14 protein-coding genes are annotated in these 15,536 nt (G+C 49.1%); all 14 read left to right on the top strand.

Annotation, left to right across the window (positions count from 1 at the left end):
• Nucleotides 1-1,365: 1,365 nt before the first annotated feature.
• Nucleotides 1,366-1,767 carry an H-NS family nucleoid-associated regulatory protein gene (locus J9892_RS11475; RefSeq protein ID WP_210538364.1) on the top strand — a complete coding sequence of 134 codons (402 nt, stop codon included), beginning with the start codon at nucleotides 1,366-1,368 and terminating at the stop codon, nucleotides 1,765-1,767.
• A 588-nt stretch (nucleotides 1,768-2,355) separates the two neighbouring features.
• Complete coding sequence (locus J9892_RS11470) at nucleotides 2,356-3,489, top strand: ISAs1 family transposase (RefSeq protein WP_210538365.1); 1,134 nt, start codon at nucleotides 2,356-2,358, stop codon at nucleotides 3,487-3,489.
• Between the two features lie 498 nt (nucleotides 3,490-3,987).
• Nucleotides 3,988-4,314, top strand: a complete 327-nt coding sequence (locus tag J9892_RS11465) for a hypothetical protein (protein ID WP_210538363.1) — start codon at nucleotides 3,988-3,990, stop codon at nucleotides 4,312-4,314.
• A gap of 145 nt (nucleotides 4,315-4,459) precedes the next feature.
• Nucleotides 4,460-5,029 carry a hypothetical protein gene (locus tag J9892_RS11460; RefSeq protein ID WP_210538362.1) on the top strand — a complete coding sequence of 190 codons (570 nt, stop codon included), beginning with the start codon at nucleotides 4,460-4,462 and terminating at the stop codon, nucleotides 5,027-5,029.
• Nucleotides 5,020-5,925: a hypothetical protein gene (locus tag J9892_RS11455; RefSeq protein ID WP_210538361.1), complete on the top strand. Its 906-nt coding sequence runs from the start codon at nucleotides 5,020-5,022 to the stop codon at nucleotides 5,923-5,925. Before J9892_RS11460 ends, J9892_RS11455 begins: the two co-directional genes overlap by 10 nt.
• 2 nt (nucleotides 5,926-5,927) lie before the next feature.
• On the top strand, nucleotides 5,928-7,433 hold the full coding sequence (locus tag J9892_RS11450) for a hypothetical protein (protein WP_210538360.1): 1,506 nt from the start codon (nucleotides 5,928-5,930) through the stop codon (nucleotides 7,431-7,433).
• A gap of 4 nt (nucleotides 7,434-7,437) precedes the next feature.
• On the top strand, nucleotides 7,438-8,562 hold the full coding sequence (locus J9892_RS11445) for a hypothetical protein (protein WP_210538359.1): 1,125 nt from the start codon (nucleotides 7,438-7,440) through the stop codon (nucleotides 8,560-8,562).
• Nucleotides 8,559-9,287, top strand: a complete 729-nt coding sequence (locus tag J9892_RS11440; RefSeq protein ID WP_210538358.1) for a hypothetical protein — start codon at nucleotides 8,559-8,561, stop codon at nucleotides 9,285-9,287. The genes J9892_RS11445 and J9892_RS11440 overlap by 4 nt, the downstream gene beginning before the upstream one ends.
• The gene (locus J9892_RS11435; RefSeq protein ID WP_210538357.1) at nucleotides 9,226-10,824 is read left to right on the top strand and encodes an ATPase, T2SS/T4P/T4SS family; all 1,599 of its coding nucleotides are present in this window, start codon (nucleotides 9,226-9,228) and stop codon (nucleotides 10,822-10,824) included. The genes J9892_RS11440 and J9892_RS11435 overlap by 62 nt, the downstream gene beginning before the upstream one ends.
• Nucleotides 10,821-11,858: a type II secretion system F family protein gene (locus J9892_RS11430; protein ID WP_210538356.1), complete on the top strand. Its 1,038-nt coding sequence runs from the start codon at nucleotides 10,821-10,823 to the stop codon at nucleotides 11,856-11,858. The genes J9892_RS11435 and J9892_RS11430 overlap by 4 nt, the downstream gene beginning before the upstream one ends.
• Nucleotides 11,859-11,875: 17 nt before the next feature.
• Nucleotides 11,876-12,391 (top strand): prepilin-type N-terminal cleavage/methylation domain-containing protein, encoded by a 516-nt coding sequence (locus J9892_RS11425; RefSeq protein WP_210538355.1) that lies wholly within the window; start codon nucleotides 11,876-11,878, stop codon nucleotides 12,389-12,391.
• A gap of 63 nt (nucleotides 12,392-12,454) precedes the next feature.
• The gene (locus tag J9892_RS11420; protein ID WP_210538354.1) at nucleotides 12,455-12,961 is read left to right on the top strand and encodes a prepilin-type N-terminal cleavage/methylation domain-containing protein; all 507 of its coding nucleotides are present in this window, start codon (nucleotides 12,455-12,457) and stop codon (nucleotides 12,959-12,961) included.
• Nucleotides 12,961-13,881: a type II secretion system protein gene (locus J9892_RS11415; protein ID WP_210538353.1), complete on the top strand. Its 921-nt coding sequence runs from the start codon at nucleotides 12,961-12,963 to the stop codon at nucleotides 13,879-13,881. The genes J9892_RS11420 and J9892_RS11415 overlap by 1 nt, the downstream gene beginning before the upstream one ends.
• Before the next feature lie 33 nt (nucleotides 13,882-13,914).
• Nucleotides 13,915-14,403: a hypothetical protein gene (locus tag J9892_RS11410; RefSeq protein WP_210538352.1), complete on the top strand. Its 489-nt coding sequence runs from the start codon at nucleotides 13,915-13,917 to the stop codon at nucleotides 14,401-14,403.
• Nucleotides 14,404-15,536: the final 1,133 nt, after the last annotated feature.

Genomic DNA, 15,536 nt, shown 5'->3' with positions numbered 1-15,536 from the left:
CGGTGGGCCCCGGGCTGGTGTCGGGATCTGGTGCCTCGGGTCGCCGATGAGCTCGGCGCCCAGGGTGGCCACCGGCAGCGGGTGGGTGATCTGGTGCACGGTGGGCCCCCGGCCGGCGCCGGGGAGCGGAGGGGCCTGGGTGGTGGTGGGGTTTTGTCGGTGTGCATGCTGAGTACGGGATCCCGGGTCGCCGATGAGCTCGGCGCCCAGGGTGGCCACCGGCGGAGGTTGGGTGATCTGGTGCGCAGTGGGCCCCCGGACCGGTGCCGGGATCCGGTACGCAGTGAGCCCCCGAGGCCGCCGCGGGTTCGGCGCCTAGGGTGGCCACTGCCGGCGGCCAGGCGGGTGAACCGGTGCTGCAGGTGGCCCCCGGGCCGCCGCGTACTCGGCGCCCAGGATGGCCATTGCCGGCGGCCGGGCGGGTGAACCGGTGCTGCAGGTGGCCCCCTGGCCGGTGTCGGGACCTGGTGCCCCGGGTCGCCGATGAGCTCGGCACCCAGGGTGGCCAGCGGCGGCGAGGTGGTGATTTAGCAGCAGACCATGGACAAAAAGGAAGAGGATGAAATGGGGTAACGGATGGAGGATAATCAAGTCGGTGGTCTGGCTAGATGTTGTGTAGCTATGTCCACTGACTGAAGGACAACATTTTATTCTCACCGGAAGGAAAGATGAGATATTTTCTGAGAGTAATTAGGTATCTCGTGACTGGGAGATTAACAATCCGGAATGCCTTATATGTATTGCGTGTAAAACCAATAGCGGTTGTGAGCAAAGGTGTGACTTGGATTGTCGACCCAGATTTCATAGTGTGAGGGATACATGGGAATACTGATTATCAATTCCGGCGATCCAATGGTGTTGCCGCGGATTTCCTCAAATGCATTCGGTGATGAGAGCTGGAGTGGAGCTCAAGTGAATCAACTTTCCTGCGAGCAAATCGAGCAGATTTCCCGGTATTGCCGAACAGAAGGGCGCAGGCAGGGATGGAACGATTCAAATGGTCGGCGTCTTGGAGAACAAAGAGAAGGACCATTTCATCCAGAATTGCTCGGGGGTGAACCATATAGGGTGTGGCAAGAGAGCTATGACGATGGGGTTGAGGAGCAGAGACACGCCACACACGCACCCAGAGTCCCTGACCCGGAGGAATATTGGGGTGATCTGTGAGACTGACGAAGTGTTGAGATGCCCCTCCGCCATGTTAGAAATATCGCGTTTATTTTAACGGTGATAACGATATGATTGAAAACTGAAGCGAAAAGCTCATCTTCAGGGCTTCGGCTTTATTGGGTTTACAGAGAACGATCGAAACCATGAACTAATAGCTGGCAATTTCCAGTTAGTTCTTTTGAGTAGGACTGTTGCATGCAAGAATTTTTTAAAACTCTGTTGAATATTCGAAGCCTCCGGGCTGCTCTTCGTGACCTGCCGTTTGAACAAGTACAAGAGGCCCACGAGAAATTCGAGTTGGTGTACTTGGAACGTAAGACTCAGGCAGACAAAGAAATAGCTGCTCAATCAGAACGAAAGAGCAAGTTGGCCGAGTTCCAGGAGTTGCTTGCCCAGGCCGGCATCGATCCCAAAGAGCTTCTTGGGGATACTGCAGGTGTGGATACTAGCTCCAAGAAAAAGCGCACTCCGAGACCACCCAAGTATCGCTATGTCGTCGATGGAATCGAACAAACTTGGACAGGGCAGGGGCGCACCCCGAAGTACCTGGCCGAAGAGATTGCTAAAGGGCGATCACTGGACGACTTCCTCATCTGAAGGTGATGGCCATGCCAAAATTGGCATGGCCATCAACTTTTGAATCTGTACCTGATTGCCAGATATTGGCCCTCTAGGTTACTCTGTATTAGTCCTCGGTGCCCTCGTGGGGACAGGCCATCCTCGGCCAGGTACCAACATCAATCCCCCAGCCCTGCGCCGGCATTCCCACCCGTGATCTATCACCCAGGCCCTCGTTGGCTGATTCTGCATGTCCGTTCACCGGTATTTCGCCGGCGTCAGCGCACATGCAGAAACAGCCCAAGGCTGTCTCTATGGCACTCGGTCTGCAATGTGCCACTCGTGACCAACACCAACTCGGGCGCAAATCCCCAACTCAACGAGGCTAAATCATGTTCGAAGTAACAAATACTGGAAAACTCATATCTAATGGCCAGCTTGTAAGGCTGGGGAACTCTAACCTCTATGCAAGTGTGAGCCCAGGTGAAGGAAGCAATTTCATAAAAACTGTTGTAAGGACGCCGGCCGCAGACACAGGGTGAGATCGCGAACGTTTTTTGGACACTTCGTTCTATTTGACCCGCAGATCGTGTTGTGATCTGATACTCCCTTTTTGGGAGATCCATGATGAGCCTTGATGCATTTTCTCAGTATTTCGGTGAGCTGGAAGACCCTCGTCAGTCCGCCAAAATCAGCTATCCCTTGTTCGATGTCCTGTTCCTGACGGTCTGTGCCGTCATCGCCGGCGCCGAAGGTTGGGAGGACATCGAGGATTTCGGTGAAGTCCACCTGGACTGGTTCCAGCAAAAGGGCCTGTTCCCCGACGGGCTGCCGGTACACGACACCATCGCCCGTATCGTGTCTCGCCTTGACCCCACCCAGTTCCAACAGTGCTTTATTCAGTGGGCGCAATCGGTCAATGAGCGTACCGAGGGTGAACTGATTGCCATCGATGGCAAGGTGCTACGGGGCTCTTACCAGCGGGAAAGCCGCCGCTCCGCCATTCATATGGTCAGCGCCTTCGCCACTGGCAACGGCGTGGTCATGGGCCAGTTGAAAACCGATGCCAAGTCCAATGAAATCACGGCCATTCCAGCATTGCTCAAGCTGCTGGATATCAAGGGGTGCCTCGTGTCCATTGATGCCATGGGCTGTCAGACTGACATCGCCGGCACCATCGTCAAGCAAGGCGGAGACTACCTGCTGGCGGTCAAGGGTAACCAAGAGCTGTTGCACCGCGCGGTTCAGCAAGCACTCCGACCGTTCCACTCGGCAGCCACCGACCCCGTCAATGTGACGGTGGAGAAAGGACATGGTCGCATTGAGGCCAGGGAATACCATGTTCTTGCTGCCGGTGACGTGGCCAGCCAGTTCCCGGAGTGGAGAGGCCTGAAAACCCTGGGTGTGGCCATCGGCTATCGCCTGGAAAAATCAGGCAAACAGTCCCTCGAATACCGCTACTACATCAGTTCGGCGGAACTGGACCAGGCTCGCTTCGCTGCCGCAGTGCGGGACCACTGGCGGATCGAGAACAGCCTGCATTGGGTGCTGGACGTCTCGATGAACGAAGATGCTTGCCCCATCTATCGAGGTGAAGCGGCTGAGATTCTGTCTTGCATGCGTCACCTGGCGTTGAATATGTTGCGAGCAGAAACGACGAAGAAAGCCAGCATCCGGCGAAAGCAGAAGATAGCCAGCATGAACACAGACTATCTGGATCAGGTCCTGGCAGCGGGGCTGAGGGCAATGGCGGCGCAGTGAGCATGAACACCTTGGTTTTTTAACAAAATGTTCACGCTCTCACCCTGGCCGCAGACATAGACCTACTTAATTCAACTTTCACATCTAGCGTGTTAGATGCTGATCAAGTCATAAATGCACTGAACGGTGTTGATCCTACATGGCCCTTGCTGCTTGCCAACGCGCTAGCAGAGAAGGTGGCTTAACAATTCAAGCCACAAGGGCACAGAATCAGGAGCTCAATATGTTCAAGTTAGGAATGTGTACTGCAACTCTACCCGCTTTGGAAGCCTTGAAACGGCTAGGGATAGCATCATCTGATTTGCTGGATTCACATAGAGAGGGGTTACTGTGGAACCATACACAGGGACTGCAAAACCTTGATGCAATCAGGACTGGGGAGCGAGTCCTATCAAGCCTGCCAGCAGGGCAAAGCCAATGTTTCATATGGGTAATCACGGAGGGTGATCGTCGGAATACAACAATCATCTTGAGTGATGAATACTAAGGGAGGACACCATGGAAAGCGTAAGTATCACGGTGGCCTTGATTTCCGGGTTCTTCGCAGTAATCGCTGTCGCGATCCCTTGCATTTTTGAGATGCGAAATCGCAAGGCGAAAATGCAAGAAGAACGACAGAAAGCCTTACTCAAACTTGCTATGAAGGATCTCGAGTTCCTGTACTCTGTTGAGAGTCGATTACTTGCGACGATCCAAGACATGAGTGGTGAGAGCATGAAGGTCAGGATACGGCAAGAGGTCACGATAGACACAGGACTAGTATGGTCGGGTCAGTTCACGCCAAGCCGAATCCATCAGCGACAACGCCAGATGGAAAACACATAAACCCAGAACCCGCCTAAGTAATTGGCGGGTTTTTTTTCACTCGGATCTCTAGACCGCTCAGAAAACCCCCCCCATTTTTGCTGTGCAATTATTCCCGCTTGAGTGCGGTATAACGCCACCTAGGATTTTCTATACGGTGGCGTCTATGAGAAAAAGTATTTTGGCATTCAGTGTCGTTGCCCTGCTGGGGATACCGCAGGTGCAGGCTTCGCCAGGCGACTCTCGACCTGAGAGAAGAACTCTGCCAATGACGGAGATGGCACGAGATACTTATGGCGACAAGACGCTCATAGAGCTCAACACTGAAATCGAACTGTTACAGAACGACCTGGCCCTTTTGCGTGATGAGTATGCCAAGCATAACGCTCGGATCACCGGCCAGATCACTCGTCTACGACACATCATCAATGACCGTCAGCAGGCGATCAATTTTATTCGTCGGGACCGCGAACAACGTTACTTCAGCGTGCATCCGGGATCGCTACGTGGGCAGTTGGAGAGCCTCCGCTTTGCGTTGGGGTTGCAGGCAATCCGTTGGTCTAAGACCGTCCCGGCTCACTGCGACTGGCAGTTTGATGCCGGATTCGAGGTCGATAAAAGAGAGCCGATAAAGGCTCTTGAAGCGTTCCTGGCTGGACTGCCGCTTCTGCCACAGATTCATGAAAGGGATCGATCTGCGACAATCACAGCGACGGAGATCATCAAGTGCGACTGAAGCTCCTGTCGGTGGCGGTAGCCGCAGCCTTGGTGGGAGGGTGCAGCCCGAGCAACGTGTATAAAGATCACAGCGCCCCACAGATCGTGTCGACACGCAACCAAACCAACACCGTCGCACAAAACCCTGTTGGAGCTGGGCAAAATGACTTGGCTGCTGCTGTTCAACAAAAGGTTGAGAAAGCAACAACTAGGCACGAATGGGCTTCTGTTGCGACTGCAAGTAGTACCATGAAGCCGATGCTTGAATCAGCAACGAACCCCATAGTAAACACGCCCACAGTGTTGATGAAATCCCAGGCACCTATTGTGACGAGTGGGAAGGTATTCGTTCCCATTAATAAAACAAAACCGATTGTCGTCACAGTAGAAAAAACGTCATTGATTGTTCGAGCCGGTGAAACTTGGGAGCGTGCATTCTCGAGATGGTTCAGAGATAACGGTTATCAAACAGTTCTCTATTATTTTCCCGGTGGAGTGCCTACTGGTTTTACATCCATTCCAAAGAAAACGCATTTCTCCGCGAATGATTTCCAAGGGGCAATATCCGCAGCACAGATTTCGTTTGGCAATGAAACAAATGGAAAGTTCATTGTTAGTTATGACGCTATGAATAAAAGTGCAGTAATTCATGTTCCGGGGGTGTTGGTGCAGACATTTAATGTCGCTGCCGGCAGCCTAAAAGCAAATGCAATTCGACTAACAGAGTCCTATGGATGGAATACGACAGCACAAGACTGGCGCCCTCAGGATGATTACTACGTTCCGTCAAGCTGGCCAATCGTCACGGAACGAGGGGATATAGCATCAGCACTTAATGCGTTGATCGAATCATACCCAGTGCAACCACAGCTACTGAAGTCAACACAACACGTTTATTTTGTGCAGGGGAACTGATTATGAAAACGCGTAGCGCTATAGCAATGGCTGTCATCATCGCTCTTTCAGGGTGTGGTGCTATGGACCATTTGGAGCAGAAAGATGCTGCTAACGATACACTTGGCCAAATCAAGGCATATGAGGGTAAACAAGAATCCTCTAAAAGCATCTACATCGATAAGCCCCCTTTGGACTTGAACCCGACAATTGGGGAGGGGGCTCCTTGGTGGGTCAGAAAGCCCGCCGCAATTCAAGGGCAAGATATACCGCTTAGCTTTGCAGTAAGGAACCTGCTGCAATCGGCAAATCAGAAAATTGCAGTAAACTATGGACCTGATGTGGTCCAGGACAAAATTATTTCAGTAGACTATCAGGGAGATATCAATGGGGCACTGAACGAGATAGCAGCAAAGGCTGATATCTCAGTAAGTGTTCATGGGAACAAAATAAATTTTGAACGATATGTAACCAAAGTATTCGAGTTAAATTCACTTTTGGGTAAAAGTTCATTCCTATTTGGACGAAAAGCCAACTCAGTTAATAATAGCGGTGAGGGATTGGCAAACCGAACTGTTACAAGCTCCCTTGGTAATTCGGATACTTACGCAACCACCGAAGTGGTAGACATAAATCCCTTTGATGACTATTTGGCGGCTATAAAGTCAATTCTGAGTCGTGACGGTGTAAGTAAGGACGATAAGAACCCATTGGAAGGGAATGTAATTGTAACATCCTCGACTGCTTCAATTCTGGTTAGAACAACTCCGCATCGGATGAGTTTGGTTGAGAGCTATATTTCATCAAGAAAACAGGCAATAGCACGGCAGGTAATGATTGAAGTCAAGGTGCTTCAATTCAAAGGGAGTAAAGGATCTGAATTTGGCATTGACTGGAATGTTATTCGCAATGTTTCAGAAGGAAAGCTGCAGTTTGCTGGTCCGTCACTGCCAACCCTGGGCGATACAGGGAATTATGGATTTTCATTTACTTCGACAAATCCAAAATGGGATGGTACGACCGTTCTGATGAAGTCGCTACAAACTCAAGGGCATGTTGGTGTCGAATATGAGCCGAGAACTGTTGCAAGAAATAACAGAGTTGCATCCATCGATAACTCTGAAAAGCTGACATATATTGCGAGAGTGACAGTTACGCCGAATGAAAATGCTGATGCAAGCGTTGAAGTAGAAGATGCTGTAGTTAGTGATGGCCTCACCATGTCAGTTATGCCAAATATTTCAGATGACATGGTAAACCTTCAAATTTCTGGAGTTCTATCCAAGGTTATCAATTGGGAAGATACAGAAGTGAGTGGCGTCACTATTCGTGCACCACAGGTGCAAGAAATAAAATTCGATCAAGATGTTGGTCTTAAATATGGTGAGACTCTCGTGCTCAATGGATACAAGCAGAAGTCGAATAAATCAGATGAGACATCTGTACTCAAGAATCCGTTCTTGGGCGGGAATTCAGGCGCAAGCAGCATGACAGAAACTATTGTTCTGATCACCCCTAAGCGGATATAAAGTTATGGGAACTATCAGAACAACGCTGCCGCATGGCAGCAAGCCAAAGGAAGTCCTGAAGCGGTGGCGAGTCGAGTACCCGGCTAAGTTTGAGCGGATATTCGAGAATGGGGACCTGATCACGCGGGTCGCTTCCGATGAAGCTGATATAGCTTGGGGCGAGTGTATTGCCGAGGCTCTCATTGAAGAAGTGAAAGACACCCCTAGGAAGTGGGTGTGCATAATTGCTTCTGACCGTGCCTATCGCTGCGTGCTCTGGGAGGCCGGGGAAATTCGCCGTGATGAAGTTGTCGATGCAACGGAACTGTCTGAATGGTTACAGGTACATCCATCTGAGCGCATATTTTCTACAACTGAATTGCCTGTTCGGGGTGTAGAGACAACGATAATTGAGGCTTTAAATCTAAAGCCTGATGACTTTGAACTCATAGAGTTTCGTGGGTCTGCATTGTCAAGAATGGTTAAGCCATCTCTTGTCTGTTTAGCAGGTATTGCGGCAGCTACATGGTTTCTATGGCCTGAACCGCCGCCGCCGCCTCCGCCGGAAGTGATGGATCCCTGGTATGCCTATCGCGCAGCATGGACAGATGTGCAGCTTGCTGGAGATGTGGTTAGTGAGTTAGGTGTGACGTGCGCGAAATTTGGAACTATCCCTGTAGTCACGGATTTACCTGTGGGGACAATCGAGCCAGGCAGCATTAATATGGTATTGCCTGACGTTGTGATCGATAGAAATGTGTTAAATGCATGGGCGGAAAAAAATATCCTAGCTATGTCTTTCAGTGGGTCATCACCATTTATTCGCGTGCCTGTCCCTCTGAGTTCCTATTGGAGTTCACATCACACCAGTTTCAAGGCGCTTGATGACAAAGTTTTTGAGATATTTTCAAAGCTTTCACTAATTTCGGCTTTGAAAGCTAGCTATGAACCCATTGAAACTAATGGAGTATGGGCAAGCAGAAAGGCCAGTCTGACCATCGCGAAAGCAAATCCTTGGTTCATTAACGAGCTTGGTAATGCCCTGAAAGGAATGCCAATTAAGTTAGAATCAGCGACATTTAGCATTAGCAAGGAAGGGGAATGCACCCTAAATAATGCGGTAATTCAGTTTGGAGGTGGCGCACAATGAACGAACAAAATAAAAAAATTAGCACTAAAAAATTGGTGACCTATTTAGGGCTGCTTTCTGTAGCATGTGCAAGTGCGGTTTATTTATATCAGGCTCAAGAAAATAGACAGGCTAAACGAAATGAGCGACTTAATGCGCTTATCGCACAGTCAGAGCAGCGTTCCCAGGCATCAACTCCGGTTGATTCAGGGAGCAATGTCTCAAGCCAAAACGTGATTGAACCCCCGTCAGCAGTAAGGCTGCCGAATTTACCGGAAAACATCCAGGAGCTGATGCGCCTCGGTGAAAGAAGGGCTAAGGCTGAGGCTTTACTGGCAACAAGCACGGTGGAAGAGTTGGTTGAGAGTAACGCCGCCAAGAAAAAAATTGCATCCGAGAAGCCTGCCAAAAGCTCCCCCCCTCCTGGGGCCTTCTTGCTACAGGACGAATTGCCTGTAGGCGCAACCGTGTCACCAAGTGCTCCAATGCCTGTTGGAACGGGGATCGCATTTAATGAGCCCAAGGTGATGGATTCCCCCGGTAGCAAACTTGACAGACTCACTCTGCGATATGCGGCCCGCGTAGATGGGATATTGACCGCGTATGTATCAATTGGTGAGTCTGGAAGAATGACCCCTGCTCAGATAGGTAAGACAATCGACGGGATCAAGATTACTTCCCTGAATGACAGGCAGTTATGTGCAAGCCAAGGAAAATTGGCTCGCTGCATTAATATGGCCTATTGACGGTTGGGGTATTTATATGAATATGGCAATTAAAAGCACAGTGTCTTTAATTGATGATGATGAAATCCTAGCTCTTTGCCGGGAGGACAAAAGTTGCTTTGTTGATGAGAACTGGGTCGTTTACACCTCAGATCCAAAGAGCGACAACTTAAATACAATAATTGCTAAGGTTAAGGTTCTGCTGCATGGCAAGGAACCTAAGATTAATCTGGCCGACAGCGAAGTAGTATTGAATGCCTTACAGGTTGGCTCAACTCTAAGTGTCGAGTCCACCCACCAGAGCACTAAGCACGCCACTGATGTTGCACCAACCCAAGTTGAAGACCGCTTGATGGGATTGCTGGCTAGATGCATCAAAATGGGTGGCTCTGATATACACATTTTAGTGAAAGGACAGAAAACACTAATAAAGTGCCGTATTGATGGGCGCCTAGTTGACATATCTGCGCCACAGACAAAGGAATATGGTGCAGAACTGACGGCTTATGTGTTCAATGGTCACAGTGGCTCAGAGGAAAGCTATTCAGCATTAATCCCAAATGCAGGAAGCTTTAGCAAGATCATAGCTGTGAATAATGTTCAGAAGGCATGGGACTGGCGGACATCAATGCTACCAGTTAGCAGCAGTAGCGATGACAAAGATTGTACCAAAACCGTACTGAGATTGTTGACTCCCATTCGAGATGATATTCCTTCGTTCGCAGATATGGGGATGGATGATGATCATGTCAAAATCATCGAGCTTGCATTTAAACAGCCTCAAGGGGCCATTCTATTTTCTGGGCCTACCGGTTCAGGTAAAACCACTGTTGCTATGGCTGGATTATCAACAATTGAGGATGGCCGAAACATTAATACCCTTGAAGACCCTCCCGAATGGACTCTTGACGGGGTATCTCAAACGCGAATCGATTATGGTCTTACGAAGAAAGGTAAAGAACGAGACTTTGCGTATTACGGGAAGGTTATGCTCAGGCAAGATCCTGATGTGATTTACTTTGGCGAGGTGCGTGACCAGAAAAGTGCTGCGGAATTTACTCACCTTTCTGAATCCGGGCACTTGTTAATCGGAACAACACATACGTCAAGTGCGACCGGTATTGCAACAAAACTGGTAGAGCACTTACGTGTTCCATCAGTTATTGCAAGTAGCCCTGATGTATTTTCAGTTTTCTCGCATCAGCGGTTAATAAGAGTTCTTTGCCCGCATTGCTCAATACCACATGAAAAGGCAACTGAGGAGCAGCAGACCACCTTACGCAAAGCACTAGGCGATGACCTGGGCCACGCTAGAGTGAAAAATAGCAGTGGCTGCGGCAAATGTGTCTCAGGTGAAAAGGGAAGAACATTGGTAATGGAGGTCATTGTATTAACTGATGATGACCGCCAATTTATAGCTAAAGGTGATGCGTTGGCATGGAAGATTCATTTAATACAAAACGGGTGGAAAAACATCCGGCACTATGCTCTTAAGAAAGTAAGGGATGGTATTTGCGATATTCATTCTGCTGCCGAGCAAGTTAAGGAGCTGCTGTGAATTTTGACACTATTTCAAAGAAGTGGCTCCAGTTGGTTTTTTTTAAAACCAACCAAATTGAATTCCTCGAGGATTTTAGGGAGCTAATAAACTCTGGCATTGATGAAAAGGATATATGCATCAACTTGGTTGAGTTCGGTTCTGCATCAGCCAAGGCGCTCGCAGGTGACATGCTGATGGCTATCAGAAATGGTCGGCCGGTTACATCTGGAATGCAAGGGTGGTTCTCTCCAATAATAATATCTACAATTTCAGCCGGTCAAGAAACCGGTGACATAGACATGGGGCTTGATGTTGGAATCAACACCATCAGAGATGCATCTGGATTAACTTTAGATATTTTAAATGCAGTAAAGTATCCAGCATTAATGATTGTCGGGCTGTTGATAGTGGCGGGTGGTCCGTCCTATGAATATATGCTGGACATGCAAAATAGACTACCGCTCTACAAATGGGGTGGTATATCACAAGTGGCATGGGGCCTTGCTGAATTCAGTCACAACTGGATGTTCTCGATGTTATGTATGAGCATCACAGGCCTCATAGGATTGATGTGGATGTTACCTAATGTTTCTAACAGAGAGTCACTTGATAACTCCATTGTATTTAAGCAGTATAGGGATCTGAATGCGATAGCTGTATTAGCTAGCGTGTCCAGTCTTATGAGGGCCGGGGTCGGCATTAATGATTGCTTGAGCATTATTGGGCATGGCTCAAGTCGTTGGCTGCGAGCAAAAATTCAGAAGATAAAGTTGAAGATTGCATCAGGGAAGAAAAACTATGGTGATGTTTTTGATGTGGGATTGCTTGGTCAAGCTGAAATTCAAAGGATTAAGATTTTAAGTAATAGTGAAGACATTCCATCGGTGCTAATGCAAAGCTCGATGAGACAGCGAAGGAGGCTTAAAAAACAGATTATTAGTTTGGGAAAGTTGGCAAACTTGCTGACTATGATGGCTGCAGGTTGCGGTATGGCTGTATTGGCCGGTGGTATATATCTCGTAGTGGCGCAGTCCGCTAGAGTTACTTATTAATATATAAGGGTTGAATGATGAACTACGTAAGTCAGAACAATAAAAAAATGGTTTCAAAAAAACAAGGCGGCTTCACATTGATCGAGTTTTCCATTGTGGTAGCTATTGCGGCCGTCCTCTTGGTGGTCGTTCTTCAAGTTGCTGAAGGTGTCAAATATCAAACTAAGCAAGAGTCTCTCATAAAGCAGATGCAGCAAATTACAACAGCAACGGAGCGTTGGAAAAAAGGAAGACCGAATAAAAACGGTGTGAGCATGAGCGTCCTATGTGCGACTGGCTCTAAACTGCTTGATGCCAGCGTCTGTGGTACAGCCAAAGATGGTAAGGCGGCAAATGCTTTTGGTGGTGATATCACGGTTGTAGCTAATACCACTAACCCCAGTCTGGTTGATATCACTATGGCGGGCCTGCCGGCAGATTACATTACCGATCTTGCAGACACCTTGGCCCCTATGACTACTGGGCGTTGTCAGACGGCTACAGGCTGCACAACCATTACCGTCACTGGTAGTAGTGTTAAGGGAACGATGTAAATTATCTTTGCTATGGAGGTGGCATTGCCGCCTCCATGTTTTTTGAACATGACAGGTCAATTTATGAAAAAATATAGTGGTTTCACGTTGATTGAGTTTTCGGTGGCTATAGCTGTTTTTGTCACTATCTCATTTGGCGTGGCTGCTATTAGGTATAACGCTGACATCGTTGAGCAATCTATAAAGGTTCATGGTATTGCCTCTGATGTGAATTCGGGAATTAACACTACCCTGCGACTTAAGGTGTCAAGTGGTTGCCTGACTAGCATTAGCATTTCCCATACTGATTTAATTACAACAGGTGTGCCACAAACGTCTGTATATCCTGCGCCATGGGTGACAAGTTTCGCTTTTGGATATCGTGGGGGTGAACCTGTTTCTGTTATCGTTTCAATAGATGTAAGAAATGCTGCTCTTGCCGGTGAGCTATATACTGACTCAGGTGCTGACTATATTTCAGCTAGCACATTATCATATCAGTTTCCTATTAAGTCTCCGAGACTATCTTCGTTTGGAGAGATGTATAGGAGTTCAACAAATTGCTGGGCACATGGCATTGGAGATAAATAATGCGTAGGAGCCAGAGTGGATTTACGCTCATTGAACTTTCAATAGTTCTTCCAGTTTTAATTTTTGTCGGCATGATCATTTTCAATGAGCTGAGACAACAAAGAATTGAATCTGCTGCTGTGCAGCAAGGCAATCGCATTACTGAGCTGTTTTCAAAAGCGGCTGAAAGGTATCAGGTCTTGGCAAAAAGTAATAACACTGTCACGCCGACCAACTTTCCATCCTCTATCCAGGTACTAATTAATGAAGGGTACATTAGGAACTGTACTGCAAGTGACGCGAGTGCGGGTAACTGCCGGCCAATGACAGAGACTCTTTGGGGGGATGCTATATCTGTTAGAACTTATGGGGTTGCTGGGAATCCAACAATTCCACGGTTCGAATTGACCATTCCACTCGCAAAGGTCCCAGCTGACCACCGAAATGATGTTGCCGCTGGATTACTGTCATCTCTGCCTTTTGCTACAGTATCTGGCACAAATATTGTTGCCGAAATTGGTCGGCCAGGCACCGAAGTTTCTCACGATAACTTTTATATGCTGGATGGATCAAGGGCGCTAAAAGGGGACATGAATGCAGCTGGTTATGCTATCGAGAACGTAAAGGATCTTTCAATCACAGGTCTAACAAACCGTACCGTACTTTCCGGGCTGGCATGGGGGAATGTTCAACAAAACAACCAAGTTGTTTCACTTGTCTCTTGTCCAGCAAATCGTGGAACTCGAAAAGTAAATGTGATCCCTCTGTCATATAGCAAAAACGGTTTCCCGTTTAACAACATGGGGGCTGTGGAAGGGCGGTTTGATGGGACCAGGGCATATGTCCGAATATGGGAGACTGACCAGAATGGAACTCAGGCATGGTTTATTCCTGCTCCTGCAAATGCATCCGTCTTGGTCCAACAACAATGCAGCAAATAACTGGCTATAAATACACCAATAAAGGAGATCTGAATGAAGCTTCGTAACGATAATGACCCTTCTCGATATAGCTTGGCAATTATTGCGATAACGTTGTTATTTTGTGGCAAAGCGTACTCTGGCGTCGATGAAGTTTGGGCGGCCTCGCCGGCAACTTATGATACCCAGTGGGCTCAAGCCTATGCTGCCGCAGTCAATCCCTCGTTTTCTGGAACGGGCGGTCGAGTTGACCTCTATAGCGGATCCTCCACGGCAGTGAGTATCACTGTGCCTTCCACCGTCAATGTGCTCTATGTCAGTTTTGACTTAGATGGTCGGGGAATCACTCAGTTGATGTTCGACCTTCAAGAAGCCGTCACTAGAGGGGATGTGCGAATCTACAACCGGGGAGGTGAAAACGCTGATAGGCCCTATGACGCTCTCATCAAAGTGAGCCGGTCTGGTGTGGGGGTGACGCTGCAGGGGCAAGGCGTTTGGACTGGCGCTCCAGTAATAAAACGTGTTGTAGGATACAGTCTATAGCAGGGCTTGTAGCTGGCCCCCACAAGCCCATTTTCATCACCAGGGGGCGAGCAGCTTGGCAATCATGTAGCCAACCTAGGAGCCCCAAGTCGTATTTGATGGGACGAGAACCACACTGGTTGGAGAGGTAGTGTGGTTCATAATGACCGATAGTTATCGATAGCGGGCATCTAATACCAGCGTATCGTTGAGTGGATTACCTCAGAAGGAGTCTTATTGATCCTATAACTTGCTCCAGGCGGAATCATTACCGTGCCACTCGAGACCCAATTTCCGCCAGCACCATCCCCCCTTCCGAACGACGCTCCACGTACACCGTTCACATAGAGATCAATTGCCCAAGGAATATCCTTTCCGATAGAACCTCGGACCGTCATCAACATCGGTTTGCCAGTCGTGTTGGTGTATGAAACACCACTATTTATCGAAGAATCGTCAGTTGTACTGAAGGTAATCAGGGACATGCTATTCGCAGGATTAACAGGCTTGGCATACTGCTGCGCCCACAAAATGTCCTGGGTTGCCGGCGAGGTGGCCCAAATATCATCCACGCTTGCTGTCACGGCCCCACCGTAACAAGCCAGCAACGCTACTGTTAACATGTTGCTTGTGTAGCGAGAAGGGTCATTATCGCGCTACTCATTTTTCTACATGACACTGTTGCAAAGCGGATCCTGAAACTAGGGGGTGGAGTCAACCCTGGTTTGATTGCCAACAATTCAACCAGCTAATGTCAGTGACCAGGATGATGGGAGCAAACGAGCATAGGGCACATGAACGGGCGCATGGCTAAGGGAAGGACATATAAGCTTTGGCTCATCGGTGCCTGTCGCTGGTCGGTTGGAGCCCTGGATAGGACTTGTGCCCGCCGGCTGCGGTGCTGCCTCTGTTCTGGCCGGTGGTCACCCGGACGGCAGGAATAGGCCTTGGGCTCGATGGCCGCGGTAGGGCCCCTGGTGCCGGCCTGTGGCCACCCGGGCGGCAGGAATAGGCCTTGGGCTCGCCGGCCGCGGTGATGCCTCTGTTCTGGCCGGTGGTCACCCGGACGGCAGGAATAGGCCTTGGGCTCGATGGCCGCGGTAGGGCCCCTGGTGCCGGCCGGTGGCCACCCGGGCGGCAGGGATAGGCCTTGG

The organism is Aeromonas sp. Prich7-2, assembly GCF_017939255.1.
GTDB classification, from domain to species: domain Bacteria; phylum Pseudomonadota; class Gammaproteobacteria; order Enterobacterales; family Aeromonadaceae; genus Aeromonas; species Aeromonas caviae.
Note: the sequence above shows the minus strand (reverse complement) of the source record. Positions and strands in the feature narration are given on the sequence as shown.